Here is a 15,660-nt window from a genome sequence, read left to right on the forward strand (position 1 = left end):
AGAATGTATTGATAGAAAGAAGGGAACTTATGACATCATTTTTTCATGGCACCTTTTTATTGATGGGCGCCGTACTACTATCTAAACTATTAGGTTTTTTGTATCGTATGCAATTTATGCGCGTTGCAGGCGAAGAAGCTGTCGGCGTTTATATGACCGCCTATCCCGCATTTATCTTTTTCTTATCCCTAGTACAGCTCGGCATCCCCATTGCCATCGCTAAAATTGTCGCTGAATTAGAAGCAAAGGGAAAGCGTTTGGAAATCAGCAAGTTGATGCGTACTTCTAGGCTGTTAAGTTATTTATCTATTTTGCTTTTCTTCCCCATCATCATGTTTGCAGTACCTTATATCGCTAAAGATTTATTGCATGACCCAAAAGTGGCCATGCTATTATATGTCTCTTTATTTACCGTGCCGCTATCTATGGCGTCTGCACTTTTAAAAGGTTTATTCCAAGGACTTGCTCGCATAGGTGAAACTGCATGGAGCCAAACACTTGAGCAAATTATCCGCATCGCCATGATCACATGGCTTTTGCCTTACGGGGTAAACCAAGAATCTCCTGCGCTCACAGCCACTTACGCAATGGTCATTACTGGACTTGCTGAGGCGGTAGCATTACTTTACTTATACTGGAAATACCTCCATGCGAAGAGAAAAGGAATTATTGTTGGATCGAAAGGCTACTCTTCTCCAAAACCAATACTTGGCATTGCATTGCCTTCTACAGGCAGTCGCCTTTTTGGTTCATTTACTTGGTTTTTAGAACCAATTGTCTTTTTAAAGGCCCTTACAATAGCTGGTTTAACAGCTGCTGCTGCCACGAAGCAATATGGCATTATTTCAGGTGTTCATATACCTTTACTATTATTCCCTGCCTTTATTCCTGCAGCCTTAGCTGTTGTGCTGATTCCAGCTGTCAGCGATGCTGTAGCAAGAGGAAAGAATTCTCTATTGAGAGAACGAGTCCATATCGCGCTTAGGTTGTCGACCATCGTCGGTTGTTTTAGCGCTGTTTTCTTTTATCTTTATGGAGATGCTTTAGCCGTGAAACTTTTTAATTTATCTGAAGACAGAGGCTATATGAAAATTTTAGCACCTATTTTTTTCTTTTACTATATACAAAGCCCACTGAATTCTATCTTGCAGGCTTTAGATGAAGCTAAAGCAGCGATGATGAACTCTGTGTATGGCGGTATCGGAAAGCTGGTTGTCATGCTCGCGCTTGCTTCCCAGCCGCAAATAGCCGAAACCGGCGCCATTATTGCCATTGGGTTTGGTGTACTCATTACTTCATTTTTGCATATTGCAACAATTCGAAAAAAGAAATTTGTGGATACAGGTTTTAAGCTAGTCATTATCCCTTATTGGGCATCTGTGTTGATAGTTATTTTCCGAGAATACATCCTGCCGACAGACCAATTGAATCTTTGGATGAATTGTTCTATTACGCTTGGCTTAGTTTTTGTTGTCTTAATGCTCGCTGACCAAATCCGCGTCAACGATTTCCGCTACTTAACAAAAACAATACGCAGAAGACTATGATTTTAATTGAACATGAAGGGAATCATCTTCAAAACAGCAATAGAATATATCCTTTGGATTTTTATATCCAGCTTCCTCTAATTTTTTTATAAGCCATAATTTATCTTTCTGTATAAGGATGAGGTGCTTTGTCTGTATTTCGCCATCAACGATGAGCGGCAATATAGGATGCATCTCACCTTTTTTAAATACAGCTAAATTTCCTGATGATTCTAAAAAGGCATAGGCCACACTCTGGATCGATCCTATTTGCTGTTCTCGCAATTGCTGAAATAAATCATCTAAATTATACCGTTGCTTTTTCATTTCCTTTTCCTGAAGCACCCCATCTCGAATAATGAGAGTGGGATCTCCATCAATGATATCTCGGACATTTTTAAACTTCAGAGAGATAAAGGAAATGACCACCTGCAGCACAAGCAAAACGATCATAGGCAGCAACGACTCGAAAAAGTTTCTCTTCTTATCCTCCACTGCAAATGCAGCTACTTCTGTTAATAATATAAATACGACTAAATCAATCATACTTAATTCGCCAACTTCACGTTTTCCCATTAGCTTAATTATAATGATAAGAATAAAGTAAAGAAGGAACATACGAAAAGAAACAACCATTAAATCGTTCAATCTTATGACCCCTTTTATTCTTTATACTTTGCATTCCCCGTAAAATTATTCATTCAAAAATATATAGAAGGCTATCACTATGAGAGCGGCTATCAAGATAATAAAAATAATATATCCTAAAGAGCGAACCCACTTTGGCTTAGTCGGCATTTTCGGCTTTCTATTGCCAAATCTATTTTGGGCCATTCGTTGCTTAGCTGCTAATCTTTCGTGAATTGTATCATCATAGCCCATTTGCTGTGCTTTCTTTTTAGTATTCCATTGTTTTTTAGGCAAATAATCGCTTCCTTTAAAAAAGATGAATATGTTTATTATTCGACGTATAAAATAAAAAAGCCTTTATTTCTAAAGAAATAAAGGCTTTTTTTTTACATTATTAGCATTCCAATAGCTACGCGTTTTATACACAAGACTACTTTACAGCAGCTGCATCATCTAAAACTTTGCCGATGGCCGCACGTTCAAAACGCATTTTTGTGCCATCCTCTACTTTTAGAACGACTGAAGCATCATCGATGGCTTCAACGATACCATGAAGCCCACCAATTGTTACAACTTTGTTTCCTTTTGCCAAGTTGCTTTGCATGTTTTGAGTGTTTTTACGCTGCTTTTGAGCAGGACGAATCAACATTAAATACATAAGCACGAAGATGATAATCATTGGTAGAAAAGCTTGTAATTGCATGTCCAAAAATCCCCCTTTTGTCTCTCTGTTTCATTATACTAGGTTTAGAAGTTTTTCGCATTTGGTTTATTAAAACCATATTGTTCGAAGAATTCTTCACGGAAATCGCCTAAGCGATCTTCACGGATTGCTTGGCGCACTTGGCGCATTAAATCTTGCAAGAAATACAGATTGTGGTAACTTGTCAAACGAATGCCGAATGTCTCATCCGCTTTAATTAGATGCCGTATATATGCACGTGAGTAGTTTTTGCAAGTATAGCAATCACAGTTAGGATCAAGCGGTCCAAAATCACGAGCAAATTTAGCATTTTTTATGACCAGTCTTCCTTGGCTTGTCATGCATGTACCATTACGGGCAATACGTGTTGGCAGTACACAGTCAAACATATCAATCCCACGAATAGCTCCATCTATCAATGAGTCAGGAGAACCCACGCCCATTAGGTAACGCGGCTTGTTTGTTGGTAAGAGCGGAGTTGTATATTCCAACATGCGGTTCATAATATCCTTTGGCTCCCCAACGGATAATCCACCAATTGCATAGCCTGGGAAATCAAGCGACACAAGATCCTTTGCAGACTGCTTACGAAGTTCTTCAAATTCCCCACCTTGAACAATACCGAATAAACCCTGATCTTGTGGTCTTGCATGCGCTTCTAAACATCTTTCAGCCCAACGTGATGTACGTTCAACAGATTTCTTCATATACTCAAAAGTTGCAGGGTACGGAGGACATTCATCAAATGCCATCATAATATCAGAACCTAGAGCATTTTGGATTTCCATTGCTTTTTCTGGACTTAGGAATAGCTTATCACCATTTAAGTGATTACGGAAATGAACGCCTTCTTCTTCAATGCGGCGGATATCGCTTAAGCTAAATACTTGGAAGCCGCCAGAATCTGTTAATATAGCGCGATCCCAATTCATAAATTTGTGCAAGCCACCAGCCTCACGAATGATTTCATGGCCAGGACGCAGCCATAAATGATACGTGTTGCTCAAAATAATACCGGCACCCATTTCTTTTACTTCTTCTGGCGCCATCGTTTTGACAGACGCTTGTGTACCTACTGGCATAAATGCTGGTGTTTCAAAAGAACCATGCGGTGTATGCACGATGCCGAGACGTGCACCTGTTTGCTTATCTGTTTTAATAAGCTCATATCGAATTGCTTGAGACATAATTTAATTTCCTTTCTTTCTTTTAGGTCGGATGAACATGGCATCGCCAAAGCTGAAGAAACGATATTTGTTTTCTACAGCAATTTTATAAGCGTTCAGAACATTTTCTCTCCCTGCAAGGGCACTTATCATCATTACCAATGTAGACTTTGGCAAATGAAAATTCGTCACCATACCATCAACAGCTAGATATTCAAACCCTGGATAAATGAATATGGTAGTCCAGCCAGACTCAGCGACTATATTTCCATTATTGCGATGCGCGATTGTTTCAAGTGTTCTAGTAGAAGTAGTACCCACAGCGATTACACGTCCACCATTAGCCTGTGTTTCCTTAATAATGCTGGCTGTTTCTTCAGTTAAGTGATAGAATTCAGCGTGCATATCGTGTTCCTCAATATTCTCGACGCTTACTGGACGGAATGTTCCTATGCCGACATGCAATGTCAAAAATGCAACTTTCACACCTTTTTGTCGGATTTCCTCCAATAGTTCCTCTGTAAAGTGAAGTCCTGCTGTTGGTGCTGCTGCTGATCCAAGCTCTTTTGAATAAACCGTTTGGTAGCGCTCTTGGTCTTCTAATTTTTCATGGATATACGGCGGCAGTGGCATTGTTCCTAGTTTTTCTAAGATTTCAATAAAAATGCCTTCATATTCAAATTTAAACATTCGACCACCATGCGCCAACTCACCAGTACAAGTAGCTTTTAACAGACCCTCGCCAAAAGTAAGAACAGTTCCTACTTTTACTCGTTTTGCAGGTTTGACTAATGTTTCCCACTCATCATCGCTCGTTTGTTTTAACAATAATACCTCAATATGGGCACCTGTTTCTTCTTTCACACCAATCAAACGGGCAGGAAGCACGCGTGTATCATTTAAGATTAAGCAGTCTCCTTCTTGGAGTTCATTGACAATATCTCTGAAATGATGATGTGATACCTCGCCTGTTTCACGATCTAATACCATCAACCGGCTAGAAGTACGGTCTTCAAGTGGTACTTGGGCAATTAATTCTTCTGGTAATTCATAATCAAAGTCTTCTAATTTCATTTGTCTTTCCTTCTTTATATTAAGATTCTTGTGTTTTTTCGTAACCGAAATGACTATAGGCTAGAGCTGTAACGATTCGTCCTCTTGGTGTACGCTGAATAAAACCAATCTGCATTAAATAAGGTTCATAAACGTCTTCAATGGTCGTTGATTCCTCACCTATGCTTGCCGCAATCGTATCTAATCCGACCGGCCCGCCACGGAATCGTTCGATCATAGTTACAATCAATTTATGATCTATATGGTCTAGTCCCAGTGGATCAACTTGCAGACGTTCTAATGCATCTTGTGAGAGGAAGTGAGAGATTACTCCGTCTCCGATCACTTGGGCATAATCGCGTACCCTTTTTAACAAGCGATTGGCAATTCGCGGGGTACCCCTTGAGCGCCTTGCTAATTCACCTGCAGCATTTTGGTCAATCACGACATCGAAGAGCTCTGCACTTCTGCACACTATTTCTGCTAAAGAATATTCATCATAGTAGTCTAATCGTAATAATACACCAAAACGGTCTCTAAGTGGAGCAGATAGCGCTCCTGCCCTAGTGGTAGCGCCAACTAATGTAAAAGGAGGCAAATCCAACCTAATAGATCTTGCTTCTGGCCCTTTACCGACCACAATATCCAAACAAAAATCTTCCATTGCTGGATATAGAACTTCTTCTATTGCTCGAGGCAAACGATGAATCTCATCAATAAATAGCACATCGCCAGGTTCTAAGGAGCTCAAAATCGCTGCTAAGTCGCCAGGACGTTCAATTGCTGGACCGCTCGTCATTTTGATATTTGTACCCATTTCATTCGCAATGACAGCGGCTAAGGTTGTTTTCCCAAGCCCCGGAGGTCCATAAAGCAAGACATGGTCTAAGCTTTCTTCTCGCATTTTTGCCGCTTCGATAAAGATTTTTAGGTTGTCTTTGACCTTTTGCTGACCAATATATTGCGCAAGATTTTGTGGGCGCAATGACAACTCCAAACCTTCATCAAACGCAGTAGCTTCGCTTGATACGACTCGTTCTTCCATTTTATTTACCTCCTATCCGTTATTGTTGTTTTAACAGTAACTTCAAAGCTTGTTTCATATAATCTTCTGTTGTATTTAAGCCCTCATTATTTTCAAGCGGTATGCGAATTTTGGCTAATTCTTTTTCAGAATAACCTAATGCTGCAAGTGCTAGCAAAGCATCCTCTAACTCATCCTTATTATGATGAACACCAAATAGCGGCAGTTCATCTTGGGCACTTGCTAATTCTATATTATCAAGCAGGCTGCCAAGCTTTCCTTTTAGATCAAGTATCATTTGGCGAGCAGTTTTCTTCCCAACGCCAGGGAATTTAACAAGGAACTTCTCATCCTCTTGTTCTATCGCCTGAATAACTTGTTGTGGATTGCCACTAGCTAATATGGCAAGCGCTCCTTTTGGTCCAATACCGGACACTTGAATCAGCTTTCGAAATAACTCTCGCTCCTCTAGTGATTGAAAGGCAAATAATAGCTGCGCATCTTCCCGAACATGCAAATGTGTATAGAACTTTACATCGGCCTTGTCCATTTGAAAAGCAAACGGATTCGGCGTAAATAACTGCCAGCCAATCCCTTGCTGTTCAACGACAATATATTCGGGGGTAATGCGTGTAGCCGTGCCAATTATGTAGTCGTACATAACATTCTCCTTTTTGCGTAACGATATTCATTATAGCACTTTTAAACGGCGGATGCATGTTCGCCTTCGCCTTAAAAAAGATAGGCCATGAAAGACCTATCTTAAAATATAATAATATCATTATTTTACCTACCACAATCATACCATAATTTTGGCCAAGAAGAGAGCGCCACTTCCGTAAAGCGTAATAAATCCTCCACAAACGTTTGTTGCTTTTCATTTTCGACTGTTTTTACATACAACCATTCACGCAACAACTCATTCGGATAACGCAATGCTTGCAAATTGCTTTTAGGAAAGTCTGATAATAACGGCTGCTCTTTTAGGAGCGATTTTAAATTGTATTGGACATGCGGCAAAACGCGATGCATCCACATGATGAGCTCTTCTTCTGGGTGGCCGTACGCACAAAGGTCAAAATCGATCATGTAGTCTTTCCCTTTGGCATCTTTTAAAAAGTTATGGTGAACGACGTCCCCATGCAAAATTGTTTTTTTGCTTGTCAAAGGCTCTACATTTTGCAGTTCTTTGAGCGCTTTTCTTGCATAAAGAACAAGTTGGTCACATTTTTCGTTGCCTAAGTATATTGAGATTTGTGGAATATGCATAATGAATTTCTGAAGGCGTTCTTGCCATTTCAATTGCAAATCATAAGCGGGCAAATAATAATCAGCCTTAGACCAATTATTATTCTTCCCCGTTTTGTGCAATTGGTGAATGAGCTCAAGAGATTTTTTGCGATCTATTTTTGATTTATAGTTAAATCGCCGTGCGTTTTTCACCCATGGTTGAGTCAGAATATTATTTTCTAACTTTGTATTAGGTAACGTATGTGGAAATTCCATGTCAGCAAGCGTATCATGAACCGCTTTCACTTTTTTCGCAACCAGTATATGCTCATATTTTTTGACCATTACTTCTTTATTGCCCGCTTGACATTGCCAAACATTTTTTTTGATTCTTTTTTTTATCTGAAAATTGTTCAACTAATAGGTCTCATAACCCGCTTGCGGGAATTGTGGCGCATAGTATGGATGGTAGGAGTATCCTTGAGCCGATAAGCAAGCTGGACAGTTGCAAGCTCCATGCCATTGGTGAGGTGGCATTGGATAATACTGCATGGCTTGAGGCATAGCATAAGGATCGAACTGCCACTGCTGGTCATATTGAGGAGCCATATTTTGCGGCATGCCACTTTGCTCCATTTGCTGCGGGAATTGACCATAATAATCATGCCCATGGAAGTCATGGTGTTTTGGTGTATCTAATGAAGATGATTCACATTCTTGAGTTTTTTCAGGCATTTGCCACTGTGGCATTGGTTGTGCCATTGGCGGTCCCCACTGCGGTGCAGGCATTGGCCATGGCATCACTTGTTGTCCTCCGCCACAGCTGCTACAGCCACTTATGTTCTGTGGTGGCAGTGGCACTGCATGCTGATCAAACGTTGTTGATTCACACTCTCTTGTAGATTCCGGCATTTGCCACTGTGGCTGCATTGGGCCCATCCAATGGGGTGCAGGTGCATGCCAAAGTGGCTGTATCGGCATTGGCATCATTGGATGGCTACCTCCGCAACCACAACTGCTGCAGAAATGTGGGACCGGTTTTGGCATTGGCATTGGCATTATAGGGTAGCAAGGTTGATATACCTCTTCCTTACATCCTTCATATTTTGGAGGCAGTGGGGGTTGAGGTAAGTATGGCATTACAGGCGGTACTGGAGGTAAGCTTGGTTTGTACTCCACTACCTCTCTTTTCGGTTGAATGATGAATTGTTCTTCATGTTGCTCAATGATCTCCACTCTAGCTCTTACAGGTCGACTTTCTTCAAACGGGTGTGGATGAGGCATTGGCACTGGCTCCGGTGGAGGTACTGGTACCGGAACTGGAATAGGAACCGGAACTTCTTTTTCTTTAACAGGCATCGGCGGCTTTGGCGGCATTACTTTCGGTTGCTCTTTTGGCTTTGGAACATGATGCTCTTTTGGTTGTTCCTTCGGTCTTGGTACATGGTGCTCTTTTGGCGGCAACACCGTTTGCTCCTTCGGGGGGACAACCGGCAGCTCTTTTGGTTGGTGCGGCACCTCTTTTACTCTCGGCATTTCTTTCACCGGCGGTGTGTGGTGCTCTTTTGGCACCTCTTTTTTTGGTTCAGGCAGGAATAGCTCCATACCAGGAACAATATAGTCAGGATTCGCTAGATGGGCGTTTAATCGTTTTAATTCTTCAAAGGAAATGCCGTATTGCCTCGCAATTTTCCACAATGTATCGCCCTTTTTGACAGTATGAACGCGCACGTTTTTCCTCCTTCCGTCTCCTTACCATATGAAAAGCATCGGGAATTGGACACTTAATTCGTCATTTGATTGGCCTTTCATGTTACACTATGCAACAAATCGACAAACTAGAAGAAATTTCTTAAAAAAGGGAGTTTAGTTATTAGCTGTACAACAAAAAAACCTGCTCCCACATTCAGGAACAGGTTTATAATCTCATAGCTGAAGATTATTTTATTTTTTTTGTGCTTCCAGAAAAACCTTTTGTGCTGCAGATATACCTGCAGCCGGTTCGAAAGAATAATTAAAATCTTGCAAACCTGCTTCTATTAAAGAAATAGCTTGCAAAATATCACTTGGGAAGCAGTATCCCATATGACCAAAACGGAAGATTTTCCCTTGTAGTTCGCCTAGTCCACCAGCAAAATCAAGATGATATTGTTTCTTTAAATGTCCAAGGAATTGAGAAAGATTTATTCCTTCAGGTGCCATAATAGCTGTGATTGTAGGTGAAGCATATTCGTCAGAAGTTAACACCCCAATAGATAATGCTTTCATAGCTACACGTACCATATCCTTCATAAGTTCGTGGCGAGCAACTGTTTGATCAAAGCCTTCTGCTTCAATCAAATCGCATGCTGCAAAAAGACCATAAATCAATGTAATTGCTGGTGTATTTGGCGTCATACCTTTTTGTGCCCATTCTCGGTAGCTTAATAAATTCAAATAATAGGCAGAGGTTTCATTCTCTTCAATTACTTTCCACGCTCTGTCGCTGACACTAACAAAGGCAAGACCCGGCGGCAGCATCATTGCTTTTTGTGATCCTGTTACCAATATATCAATGCCCCATTGATCCATTTTGACAGGAACCCCACCAATACAGCTTACTCCGTCTACGATAAACAATGCATCTGATTTCTCACGTACAACTTTCGCCAGTTCTTTAACCGGATTTAAGATACCTGTCGAAGTTTCATTATAAGTGACAAATACAGCTTTAATATTTGATAAAGGTTCTAAAAATGTAGCAAGATCTTCAGCGGTACATGCTTCGCCCCAAGGTTTTCTTAATACATGCGCATGGAACCCATGTTTTTCGCAAATAGAAACGAAATAATCACCAAAGGCACCGATACTAACTACGACAACTTCCTCACCAGGGGAAACAGTGTTAACAACAGCTGCTTCTAATGCGGCAGTACCACCAGATGGGAGCAGTAAGATTTCTTGTTTTGTTCCAAAGATAGGTTTTACGCGATTAGTAGTCTCACGAAATAGCTTAACGAATTCTTCGCTTCGATGGCTAATAATATCTTGGCTCATTGCAAGCTGCACTTTCTTAGGTATAGGTGTTGGACCTGGATGTCTTAGAATATTTGAATACATACATTTTTCTCCTTTAACAGTTTAATAAAGGTATTTTATCTTTTCCTAAATTTATTATACCAAAGATTATGATAGTACGTGTCTAGGAGAGCTTAGCACAGCAAGACGACATAAGTTTTGCTACAAACAAGTGCCAATTAAACAGATACGACAATTGATTTCATGGTACACTAAAGACACTTAAGCTATTTTGAGGTGTTATGTATGAAAAAATTATTAGGAGAAGAACGCAGGGCTTATTTATTAGATTTACTGAAAACAACCGGACAAGCAATTACTGGAACAGAATTTGCCAAGAAAACAAATGTATCTCGGCAAGTAATAGTAAATGACATTGCTTTATTAAAAGCCCGCAATGAGCCTATCATCGCTACGAGCCAAGGCTATCTTTATATGAGCATAGAGTCTAAGCAGCAAGTATTTGAACGCCAAATCGCAGTTCACCATACAGCCGACCAAACAGAAGATGAGTTGAACACGCTAGTGGATGCAGGCATTACTGTGAAAGATGTGACAGTTGAACATCCATTATATGGAGAAATCACTGCAGCTATAATGGTTAAAAATCGTTTTGAGGTGCAACAATTCCTTCAAAAATCACGTGAAACCAATGCTACACCATTATCGGCATTAACAGGCGGCTCACATCTGCATACAATATCTGCTCCTACAGAAGAGCAATTAGACCTGGCCGAAAGACTTTTACAACAAAAAAATTATCTTCTAAGTAATAATTAGAAATACAAAAAAGTGTCCATCATGTCTGGACACTTTTTTTGTTACTTTTTATATGTAAAGTAGCTGCCTAAAGTTTTCACAGTGCAATCTAGCGCAGCCAGTTCCTCCATTGCACCTCTCATCATTGGCGCATTTTCGTCTTCCAATACATCTAAAGTAAAGAAGTAATCACCTAAGCCTGTTTTTAATGGACGTGATTCGATTTTGCTCAAATTAATTTGGCGCCACGCGAAGACAGATAATATTTGATGTAAAGCTCCTGAACGGTCGCTAGGCAGTTCAATCATTAACGTGGTCTTTATCTGTTCCTCATGGCCCTGTTGCAACAAGCGTTGATTTTCATTCGCTAATATGAAAAATCGTGTATGGTTAAAGTGAAAATCATGAATATAACGTTCTACAATTTTCAACTTATACGTTTCAGCAGCCGCTTTGTTGCCAATCGCTCCGATGCACTCATTCGGATGCTCAGCAATATACTTGGCTGCAGCAGCAGTAGAAGCTGTCTCACGCAACGGAACTCCATGAAAATGGTTGTGCAAATATTTATGGCACTGAGCTAGTGCATGCGGGTGCGAATAAATATCCGTTAATGTTTCCCAATTCTTAGCTTGCTGCGGATGCACTAAAAGATGCTGTTCAATCGGCGTCAATACTTCCCCTACGACATATAATTCCGCTTCATGAAACAAGTAATCTATTGTTAGAGGTACAGTACCCTCTAGCGCATTTTCAAGCGGCACGATTGCATAACTCACGCGCTTACTCGCAACTGCTTCGATACAAGCAGGAATACTTTGAAATGAAGAAAGCTGATCATCTAAAAAGAGTTGCTGTGCTGCTAAATGTGTAAAAGTTCCTTCTGGTCCTAAATAAGCTACACGTTGATCCTGTGACAATAAACTCCCTCCTATAAAGCGCCTGAGCTAATTACCTCCGCCGATTCGACAAAGTCTAATTTTTTGAGACGTTGGATTAACTCATCCAATTCCCCTTCCATTACCGTTACATCAAGTGAAAGTGTCACATTTGCACGGCCTTGGATAGGGATTGTTTGATGGATTGTTAAGATATTACAATGCGCGTCGGTTACAGTGTTTAAAAGCCTTGCTAACGTTCCTTTACGGTCTTCAAGCTGCAAAAAAACAGTTAAAATGCGTTCTTGTACAATGGAGTGAAAAGGGAAAACAGCATCTCGATACTTATAAAACGCACTTCTTGATAAATCGACTTGTTTCACAGCATCCCATATGGAAGAAACAGCACCTGTTTGCAATAAATGCTTGGCTTCCAATGTTTTTTGCATGGCATCTGTTAACACATCTTCGCGTACTAGATAATAGCGTTGATCTGCTATATTTTTCATCCTTTTCCCCCCTGAATCCTACTCAACAAAATCAAATTCAAATTTCAACAAACGAACCGTATCGCCGTTTTGCGCGCCACGTTCACGTAGAGCATCATCCACACCCATACCTCGCATTTGGCGTGAGAAGCGGCGAACAGATTCTTCGCGGCTAAAGTCTGTCATCTTGAATAGGCGTTCAATTGAATCCCCAGATAACACAAATGCTCCGTCATCATCACGTGTAATAACAAAGTCCTTGCCTTTTGCCTCATGTTTGTAAAGAACCGTTGCTTCTGTTTCTTCCTCTTCGATTTCATTCATTGAGAATTCTGGCGTTTCATCCAATAGATCTGCTACAGCAAATAGCATTTCTTTCAAGCCTTGGCGTGAAACAGCAGAAATCGGGAATATTCTAGCATCGCTTCCTACTTTAGTACGGAATTCTTCTAGGTTTTCTTCCGCTTCCGGCATGTCCATTTTATTGGCAACAATAATTTGCGGTCGTTCAGTCAATCGCATATTGTATTGTTCTAACTCTTTGTTGATTGTCAAATAATCTTCATATGGATCTCGACCTTCCATACCAGACATATCAATTACATGGACGATTACACGAGTACGCTCAATGTGACGTAAAAATTGGTGTCCAAGTCCAACTCCTTCTGATGCGCCTTCAATTAACCCTGGCAAATCTGCCATAGCGAAGCTTCGTCCATCCTCTACACGTACCATTCCTAAGTTAGGCACTATTGTAGTAAAATGATAAGCGCCGATTTTAGGCTTAGCAGAGGTCACGACAGATAATAAGGTTGACTTGCCCACACTTGGGAATCCAACTAATCCAACATCAGCTAATACTTTTAGTTCTAAAACTACATTTAGCTCTTGGCCAGGCTCACCTTTTTCTGAAAGTTCCGGAGCCGGATTTGCAGGTGTAGCAAAACGAGAGTTTCCGCGACCACCGCGGCCACCTTTAGCAATGACTGCTTTTTGTCCATGTTCTACTAAATCTGCAATAACGCGACCTGTCTCTTCGTCCGTCACAACAGTTCCTGGAGGAACAGATACATACATAGCTCCAGCCCTTTTGCCATGCATATTTTTGCTCATACCATGTTCGCCGCGGTCTGCTTTAAAATGACGTTTAAAACGGAAATCCATTAATGTACGTAGACCTTCATCTACGATAAATACAACATCTCCGCCATTCCCTCCGTCACCGCCTGCCGGGCCACCGTTTGGAATAAATTTTTCACGGCGGAAGGCTACCATTCCATCGCCGCCATCTCCACCTTTAACATAAACTTTTACGTGATCGACAAACATTAAATTCCCTCCTTTTTCGTAATAATCATATGCCATTCATTTTGTGTAAAAGAAATTTCTTCATTCATGATGAATGGGTGCTTTAGAATATGATAATGCTCTTTTTGGCTCCAATGGCCAATTAAATGAAATTCTATTTCAAATTGTTGGTTACTAGCATATATTTGCAACGATAGCTGTTGGTCTACGAATGGATCAAGCGCTTCATAGATATGTGAAATAGCGCCTTCTAAATAATCGCATACCACATTGTCTGCTTCTTGGTTAATCTTTTCATCAATGTTAGTTTCTACGTTCACATGAATACTTGGATAGCGCCATTCTAGTGTATGAATCCAGTCGATTGTCTTTGGCAAACCCATTTTGTTGATTGAAAAGAAGGTTTTGCATTGCTCTGCTGTTTGTTCAACAGCATTTTTCGCTTCTTCTAGGCGACCCAAATCAAGGTTCATTTTGATTAATTGAAGTTGATTCATAAAATCATGGTTCGCAAAGCGCAGCACTTCATTTACGTTGAGTGATTGATGCTTCGACAAGACTACACGCTCCTTTGCTTGAACAATTGCAATATTAGTATACCAATTCCAGAAATATTTTTCTTCTATTTGAAAAAACGACTTTCGCAAAATAGAGCGAAAGCCGATTTTGATAAGGTATGATTATTATAAAGAAAGAGGCTGTCTCAAGGTGCAGATACACTCTTGAGACAGCCGTCTAGTCTTCATACCCTGCTATTAAGCTTCTTGAGCAACTGGGTATACGCTGACTTTACGTTTATCGCGACCTAGGCGTTCGAATTTTACAACACCATCGATTTTAGCGAATAAAGTATCGTCACCACCGCGACCTACGTTTTCACCTGGGTAAATTTTAGTACCGCGTTGACGGTATAAAATAGAACCAGCAGTAGCAAATTGACCATCAGCACGTTTAGCGCCTAAACGTTTAGACTCAGAGTCACGACCGTTCTTAGTAGAACCTACACCTTTTTTAGAAGCGAAGAATTGCAAATCTAAAGATACTAGTAACATATGTTCCACCTCCTAGATCATCTTATATTTTAATTCGATAAAATCTCCGTAACTGGCAACCATCGTATAGAATTGCGTTACCATTGTTTGGAGAATAATTTGCAGTTTTGCATCAAGCTCAGCATCAAGAGTCGTTTGGTCGATAACACAGGATAAATATCCCCCGTTTTCGCCTTGCTCAATCCCCGGTTGTAATTGAAGTATTTGTCCAATCGCATTGACACTGCCGAAAGCAATGGCAGATACGCCGGCGCATACTAAATCATGACCAGGATCGCCTGAATAGGCATGACCTGAGACTTCAAAGCCATATGACTTTCGATTTTCATCGCTATGAACTGTAATAGTGATCACAATATCACCCCATCATTAAGCGTTGATTGTTTCAACAACTAATTTTGTGTATGGTTGACGGTGACCTTGTTTACGACGGTAGTTCTTTTTAGCTTTCAATTTGAAAACAACGATTTTTTTCGCACGGCCTTGTTTTTCAACTTTAGCTGTAACTGTTGCTCCTTCAACGAATGGAGCACCAACTTTAACGTCATCGCCACCAACAAAAAGAACTTTGTCAAAAGTAACTGTTTCACCAGCTTGTGCGTTGATTTTTTCAACGTAGATTGCTTGGCCAGCTTCTACTTTAACTTGTTTACCACCAGTTTCAATAATTGCGTACATAACTGCACCTCCTTAGATAACTCAGACTCGCCTTCAATAGGTGATCATAATTGATGCTTAAACCTTTTCAGCGCGGTTGTAGCACGGGTGCTACATAACATTAGAAAT

Annotated in this window: 19 protein-coding genes and 1 other annotated feature; of the genes, 2 read left to right on the top strand and 17 right to left on the bottom strand. The window is 40.5% G+C overall.

Going from position 1 to position 15,660, the window contains the following annotated elements; translation table 11 throughout:
• The first annotated feature begins 29 nt into the window (after positions 1-29).
• A complete protein-coding gene (locus AC6CHJ_RS09515) occupies positions 30-1,547 on the top strand; it encodes a putative polysaccharide biosynthesis protein (RefSeq protein WP_147195780.1) in 1,518 nt (505 codons plus the stop codon).
• Here AC6CHJ_RS09515 and AC6CHJ_RS09520 read toward each other — a convergent pair.
• The 10 genes from AC6CHJ_RS09520 to AC6CHJ_RS09565 all read right to left on the bottom strand — a co-directional run bounded on the left by AC6CHJ_RS09520 (position 1,542) and on the right by AC6CHJ_RS09565 (position 10,431).
• Complete coding sequence (locus AC6CHJ_RS09520) at positions 1,542-2,174, bottom strand: DUF421 domain-containing protein (protein ID WP_066788463.1); 633 nt, start codon at positions 2,172-2,174, stop codon at positions 1,542-1,544. The two genes, AC6CHJ_RS09515 and AC6CHJ_RS09520, sit on opposite strands and share 6 nt — an antisense overlap.
• A 45-nt stretch (positions 2,175-2,219) precedes the next feature.
• Positions 2,220-2,450 carry a hypothetical protein gene (locus tag AC6CHJ_RS09525; RefSeq protein ID WP_147195782.1) on the bottom strand — a complete coding sequence of 77 codons (231 nt, stop codon included), beginning with the start codon at positions 2,448-2,450 and terminating at the stop codon, positions 2,220-2,222.
• A gap of 136 nt (positions 2,451-2,586) precedes the next feature.
• Positions 2,587-2,859: a preprotein translocase subunit YajC gene (yajC, locus tag AC6CHJ_RS09530; protein ID WP_066788467.1), complete on the bottom strand. Its 273-nt coding sequence runs from the start codon at positions 2,857-2,859 to the stop codon at positions 2,587-2,589.
• 44 nt (positions 2,860-2,903) lie between these two features.
• A complete protein-coding gene (tgt, locus tag AC6CHJ_RS09535) occupies positions 2,904-4,046 on the bottom strand; it encodes a tRNA guanosine(34) transglycosylase Tgt (RefSeq protein WP_147195784.1) in 1,143 nt (380 codons plus the stop codon).
• Between the two features lie 3 nt (positions 4,047-4,049).
• A complete protein-coding gene (gene queA / locus AC6CHJ_RS09540; protein ID WP_150284695.1) occupies positions 4,050-5,099 on the bottom strand; it encodes a tRNA preQ1(34) S-adenosylmethionine ribosyltransferase-isomerase QueA in 1,050 nt (349 codons plus the stop codon).
• A gap of 19 nt (positions 5,100-5,118) precedes the next feature.
• A complete protein-coding gene (gene ruvB / locus AC6CHJ_RS09545; protein WP_147195788.1) occupies positions 5,119-6,123 on the bottom strand; it encodes a Holliday junction branch migration DNA helicase RuvB in 1,005 nt (334 codons plus the stop codon).
• A gap of 19 nt (positions 6,124-6,142) precedes the next feature.
• Complete coding sequence (ruvA, locus tag AC6CHJ_RS09550) at positions 6,143-6,763, bottom strand: Holliday junction branch migration protein RuvA (RefSeq protein ID WP_066788483.1); 621 nt, start codon at positions 6,761-6,763, stop codon at positions 6,143-6,145.
• 125 nt (positions 6,764-6,888) lie between these two features.
• Entirely contained in the window at positions 6,889-7,749 is an 861-nt protein-coding gene (locus tag AC6CHJ_RS09555; RefSeq protein WP_392993108.1) for a phosphotransferase, read from the bottom strand.
• Entirely contained in the window at positions 7,750-9,063 is a 1,314-nt protein-coding gene (locus AC6CHJ_RS09560) for a LysM peptidoglycan-binding domain-containing protein (RefSeq protein WP_498288247.1), read from the bottom strand.
• Positions 9,064-9,276: 213 nt separating this feature from the next.
• On the bottom strand, positions 9,277-10,431 hold the full coding sequence (locus AC6CHJ_RS09565) for a pyridoxal-phosphate-dependent aminotransferase family protein (RefSeq protein ID WP_392993103.1): 1,155 nt from the start codon (positions 10,429-10,431) through the stop codon (positions 9,277-9,279).
• A gap of 204 nt (positions 10,432-10,635) precedes the next feature.
• Between AC6CHJ_RS09565 and AC6CHJ_RS09570 the strand changes: the two genes are divergently transcribed.
• Positions 10,636-11,169 carry a transcription repressor NadR gene (locus tag AC6CHJ_RS09570; RefSeq protein ID WP_392993101.1) on the top strand — a complete coding sequence of 178 codons (534 nt, stop codon included), beginning with the start codon at positions 10,636-10,638 and terminating at the stop codon, positions 11,167-11,169.
• A 41-nt stretch (positions 11,170-11,210) separates the two neighbouring features.
• Here AC6CHJ_RS09570 and pheA read toward each other — a convergent pair whose 3' ends face one another.
• From pheA to rplU, 7 genes are all read right to left on the bottom strand, one after another.
• Entirely contained in the window at positions 11,211-12,068 is an 858-nt protein-coding gene (gene pheA, locus AC6CHJ_RS09575) for a prephenate dehydratase (RefSeq protein ID WP_392993098.1), read from the bottom strand.
• An 11-nt stretch (positions 12,069-12,079) separates the two neighbouring features.
• Complete coding sequence (gene thrR / locus AC6CHJ_RS09580) at positions 12,080-12,535, bottom strand: transcriptional regulator ThrR (protein WP_066788500.1); 456 nt, start codon at positions 12,533-12,535, stop codon at positions 12,080-12,082.
• An 18-nt stretch (positions 12,536-12,553) separates the two neighbouring features.
• Complete coding sequence (gene obgE, locus AC6CHJ_RS09585) at positions 12,554-13,843, bottom strand: GTPase ObgE (protein WP_392993095.1); 1,290 nt, start codon at positions 13,841-13,843, stop codon at positions 12,554-12,556.
• The gene (locus AC6CHJ_RS09590; RefSeq protein ID WP_249774509.1) at positions 13,843-14,379 is read right to left on the bottom strand and encodes a Spo0B domain-containing protein; all 537 of its coding nucleotides are present in this window, start codon (positions 14,377-14,379) and stop codon (positions 13,843-13,845) included. Before AC6CHJ_RS09590 ends, obgE begins: the two co-directional genes overlap by 1 nt.
• Positions 14,380-14,577: 198 nt before the next feature.
• Positions 14,578-14,874, bottom strand: a complete 297-nt coding sequence (gene rpmA, locus AC6CHJ_RS09595; protein WP_066788509.1) for a 50S ribosomal protein L27 — start codon at positions 14,872-14,874, stop codon at positions 14,578-14,580.
• A gap of 12 nt (positions 14,875-14,886) precedes the next feature.
• A complete protein-coding gene (locus AC6CHJ_RS09600) occupies positions 14,887-15,228 on the bottom strand; it encodes a ribosomal-processing cysteine protease Prp (protein ID WP_066788512.1) in 342 nt (113 codons plus the stop codon).
• Positions 15,229-15,243: 15 nt separating this feature from the next.
• Entirely contained in the window at positions 15,244-15,552 is a 309-nt protein-coding gene (gene rplU, locus AC6CHJ_RS09605; protein WP_066788515.1) for a 50S ribosomal protein L21, read from the bottom strand.
• Between the two features lie 13 nt (positions 15,553-15,565).
• Positions 15,566-15,640 (bottom strand) — a sequence feature (ribosomal protein L21 leader region).
• Positions 15,641-15,660: the final 20 nt, after the last annotated feature.

Source organism: Rummeliibacillus sp. GQ308 (genome assembly GCF_059759115.1).

Coding starts and splice junctions, on each gene's coding strand:
- AC6CHJ_RS09570 (WP_392993101.1), top strand. CDS start 10,636: ATGAAAAAATTATTAGGAGAAGAACGCAGGGCTTATTTATTAGATTTA.
- yajC (WP_066788467.1), bottom strand. CDS start 2,859: ATGCAATTACAAGCTTTTCTACCAATGATTATCATCTTCGTGCTTATG.
- rpmA (WP_066788509.1), bottom strand. CDS start 14,874: ATGTTACTAGTATCTTTAGATTTGCAATTCTTCGCTTCTAAAAAAGGT.
- ruvB (WP_147195788.1), bottom strand. CDS start 6,123: ATGGAAGAACGAGTCGTATCAAGCGAAGCTACTGCGTTTGATGAAGGT.
- queA (WP_150284695.1), bottom strand. CDS start 5,099: ATGAAATTAGAAGACTTTGATTATGAATTACCAGAAGAATTAATTGCC.
- tgt (WP_147195784.1), bottom strand. CDS start 4,046: ATGTCTCAAGCAATTCGATATGAGCTTATTAAAACAGATAAGCAAACA.
- AC6CHJ_RS09565 (WP_392993103.1), bottom strand. CDS start 10,431: ATGTATTCAAATATTCTAAGACATCCAGGTCCAACACCTATACCTAAG.
- rplU (WP_066788515.1), bottom strand. CDS start 15,552: ATGTACGCAATTATTGAAACTGGTGGTAAACAAGTTAAAGTAGAAGCT.
- AC6CHJ_RS09515 (WP_147195780.1), top strand. CDS start 30: ATGACATCATTTTTTCATGGCACCTTTTTATTGATGGGCGCCGTACTA.
- obgE (WP_392993095.1), bottom strand. CDS start 13,843: ATGTTTGTCGATCACGTAAAAGTTTATGTTAAAGGTGGAGATGGCGGC.
- ruvA (WP_066788483.1), bottom strand. CDS start 6,763: ATGTACGACTACATAATTGGCACGGCTACACGCATTACCCCCGAATAT.
- thrR (WP_066788500.1), bottom strand. CDS start 12,535: ATGAAAAATATAGCAGATCAACGCTATTATCTAGTACGCGAAGATGTG.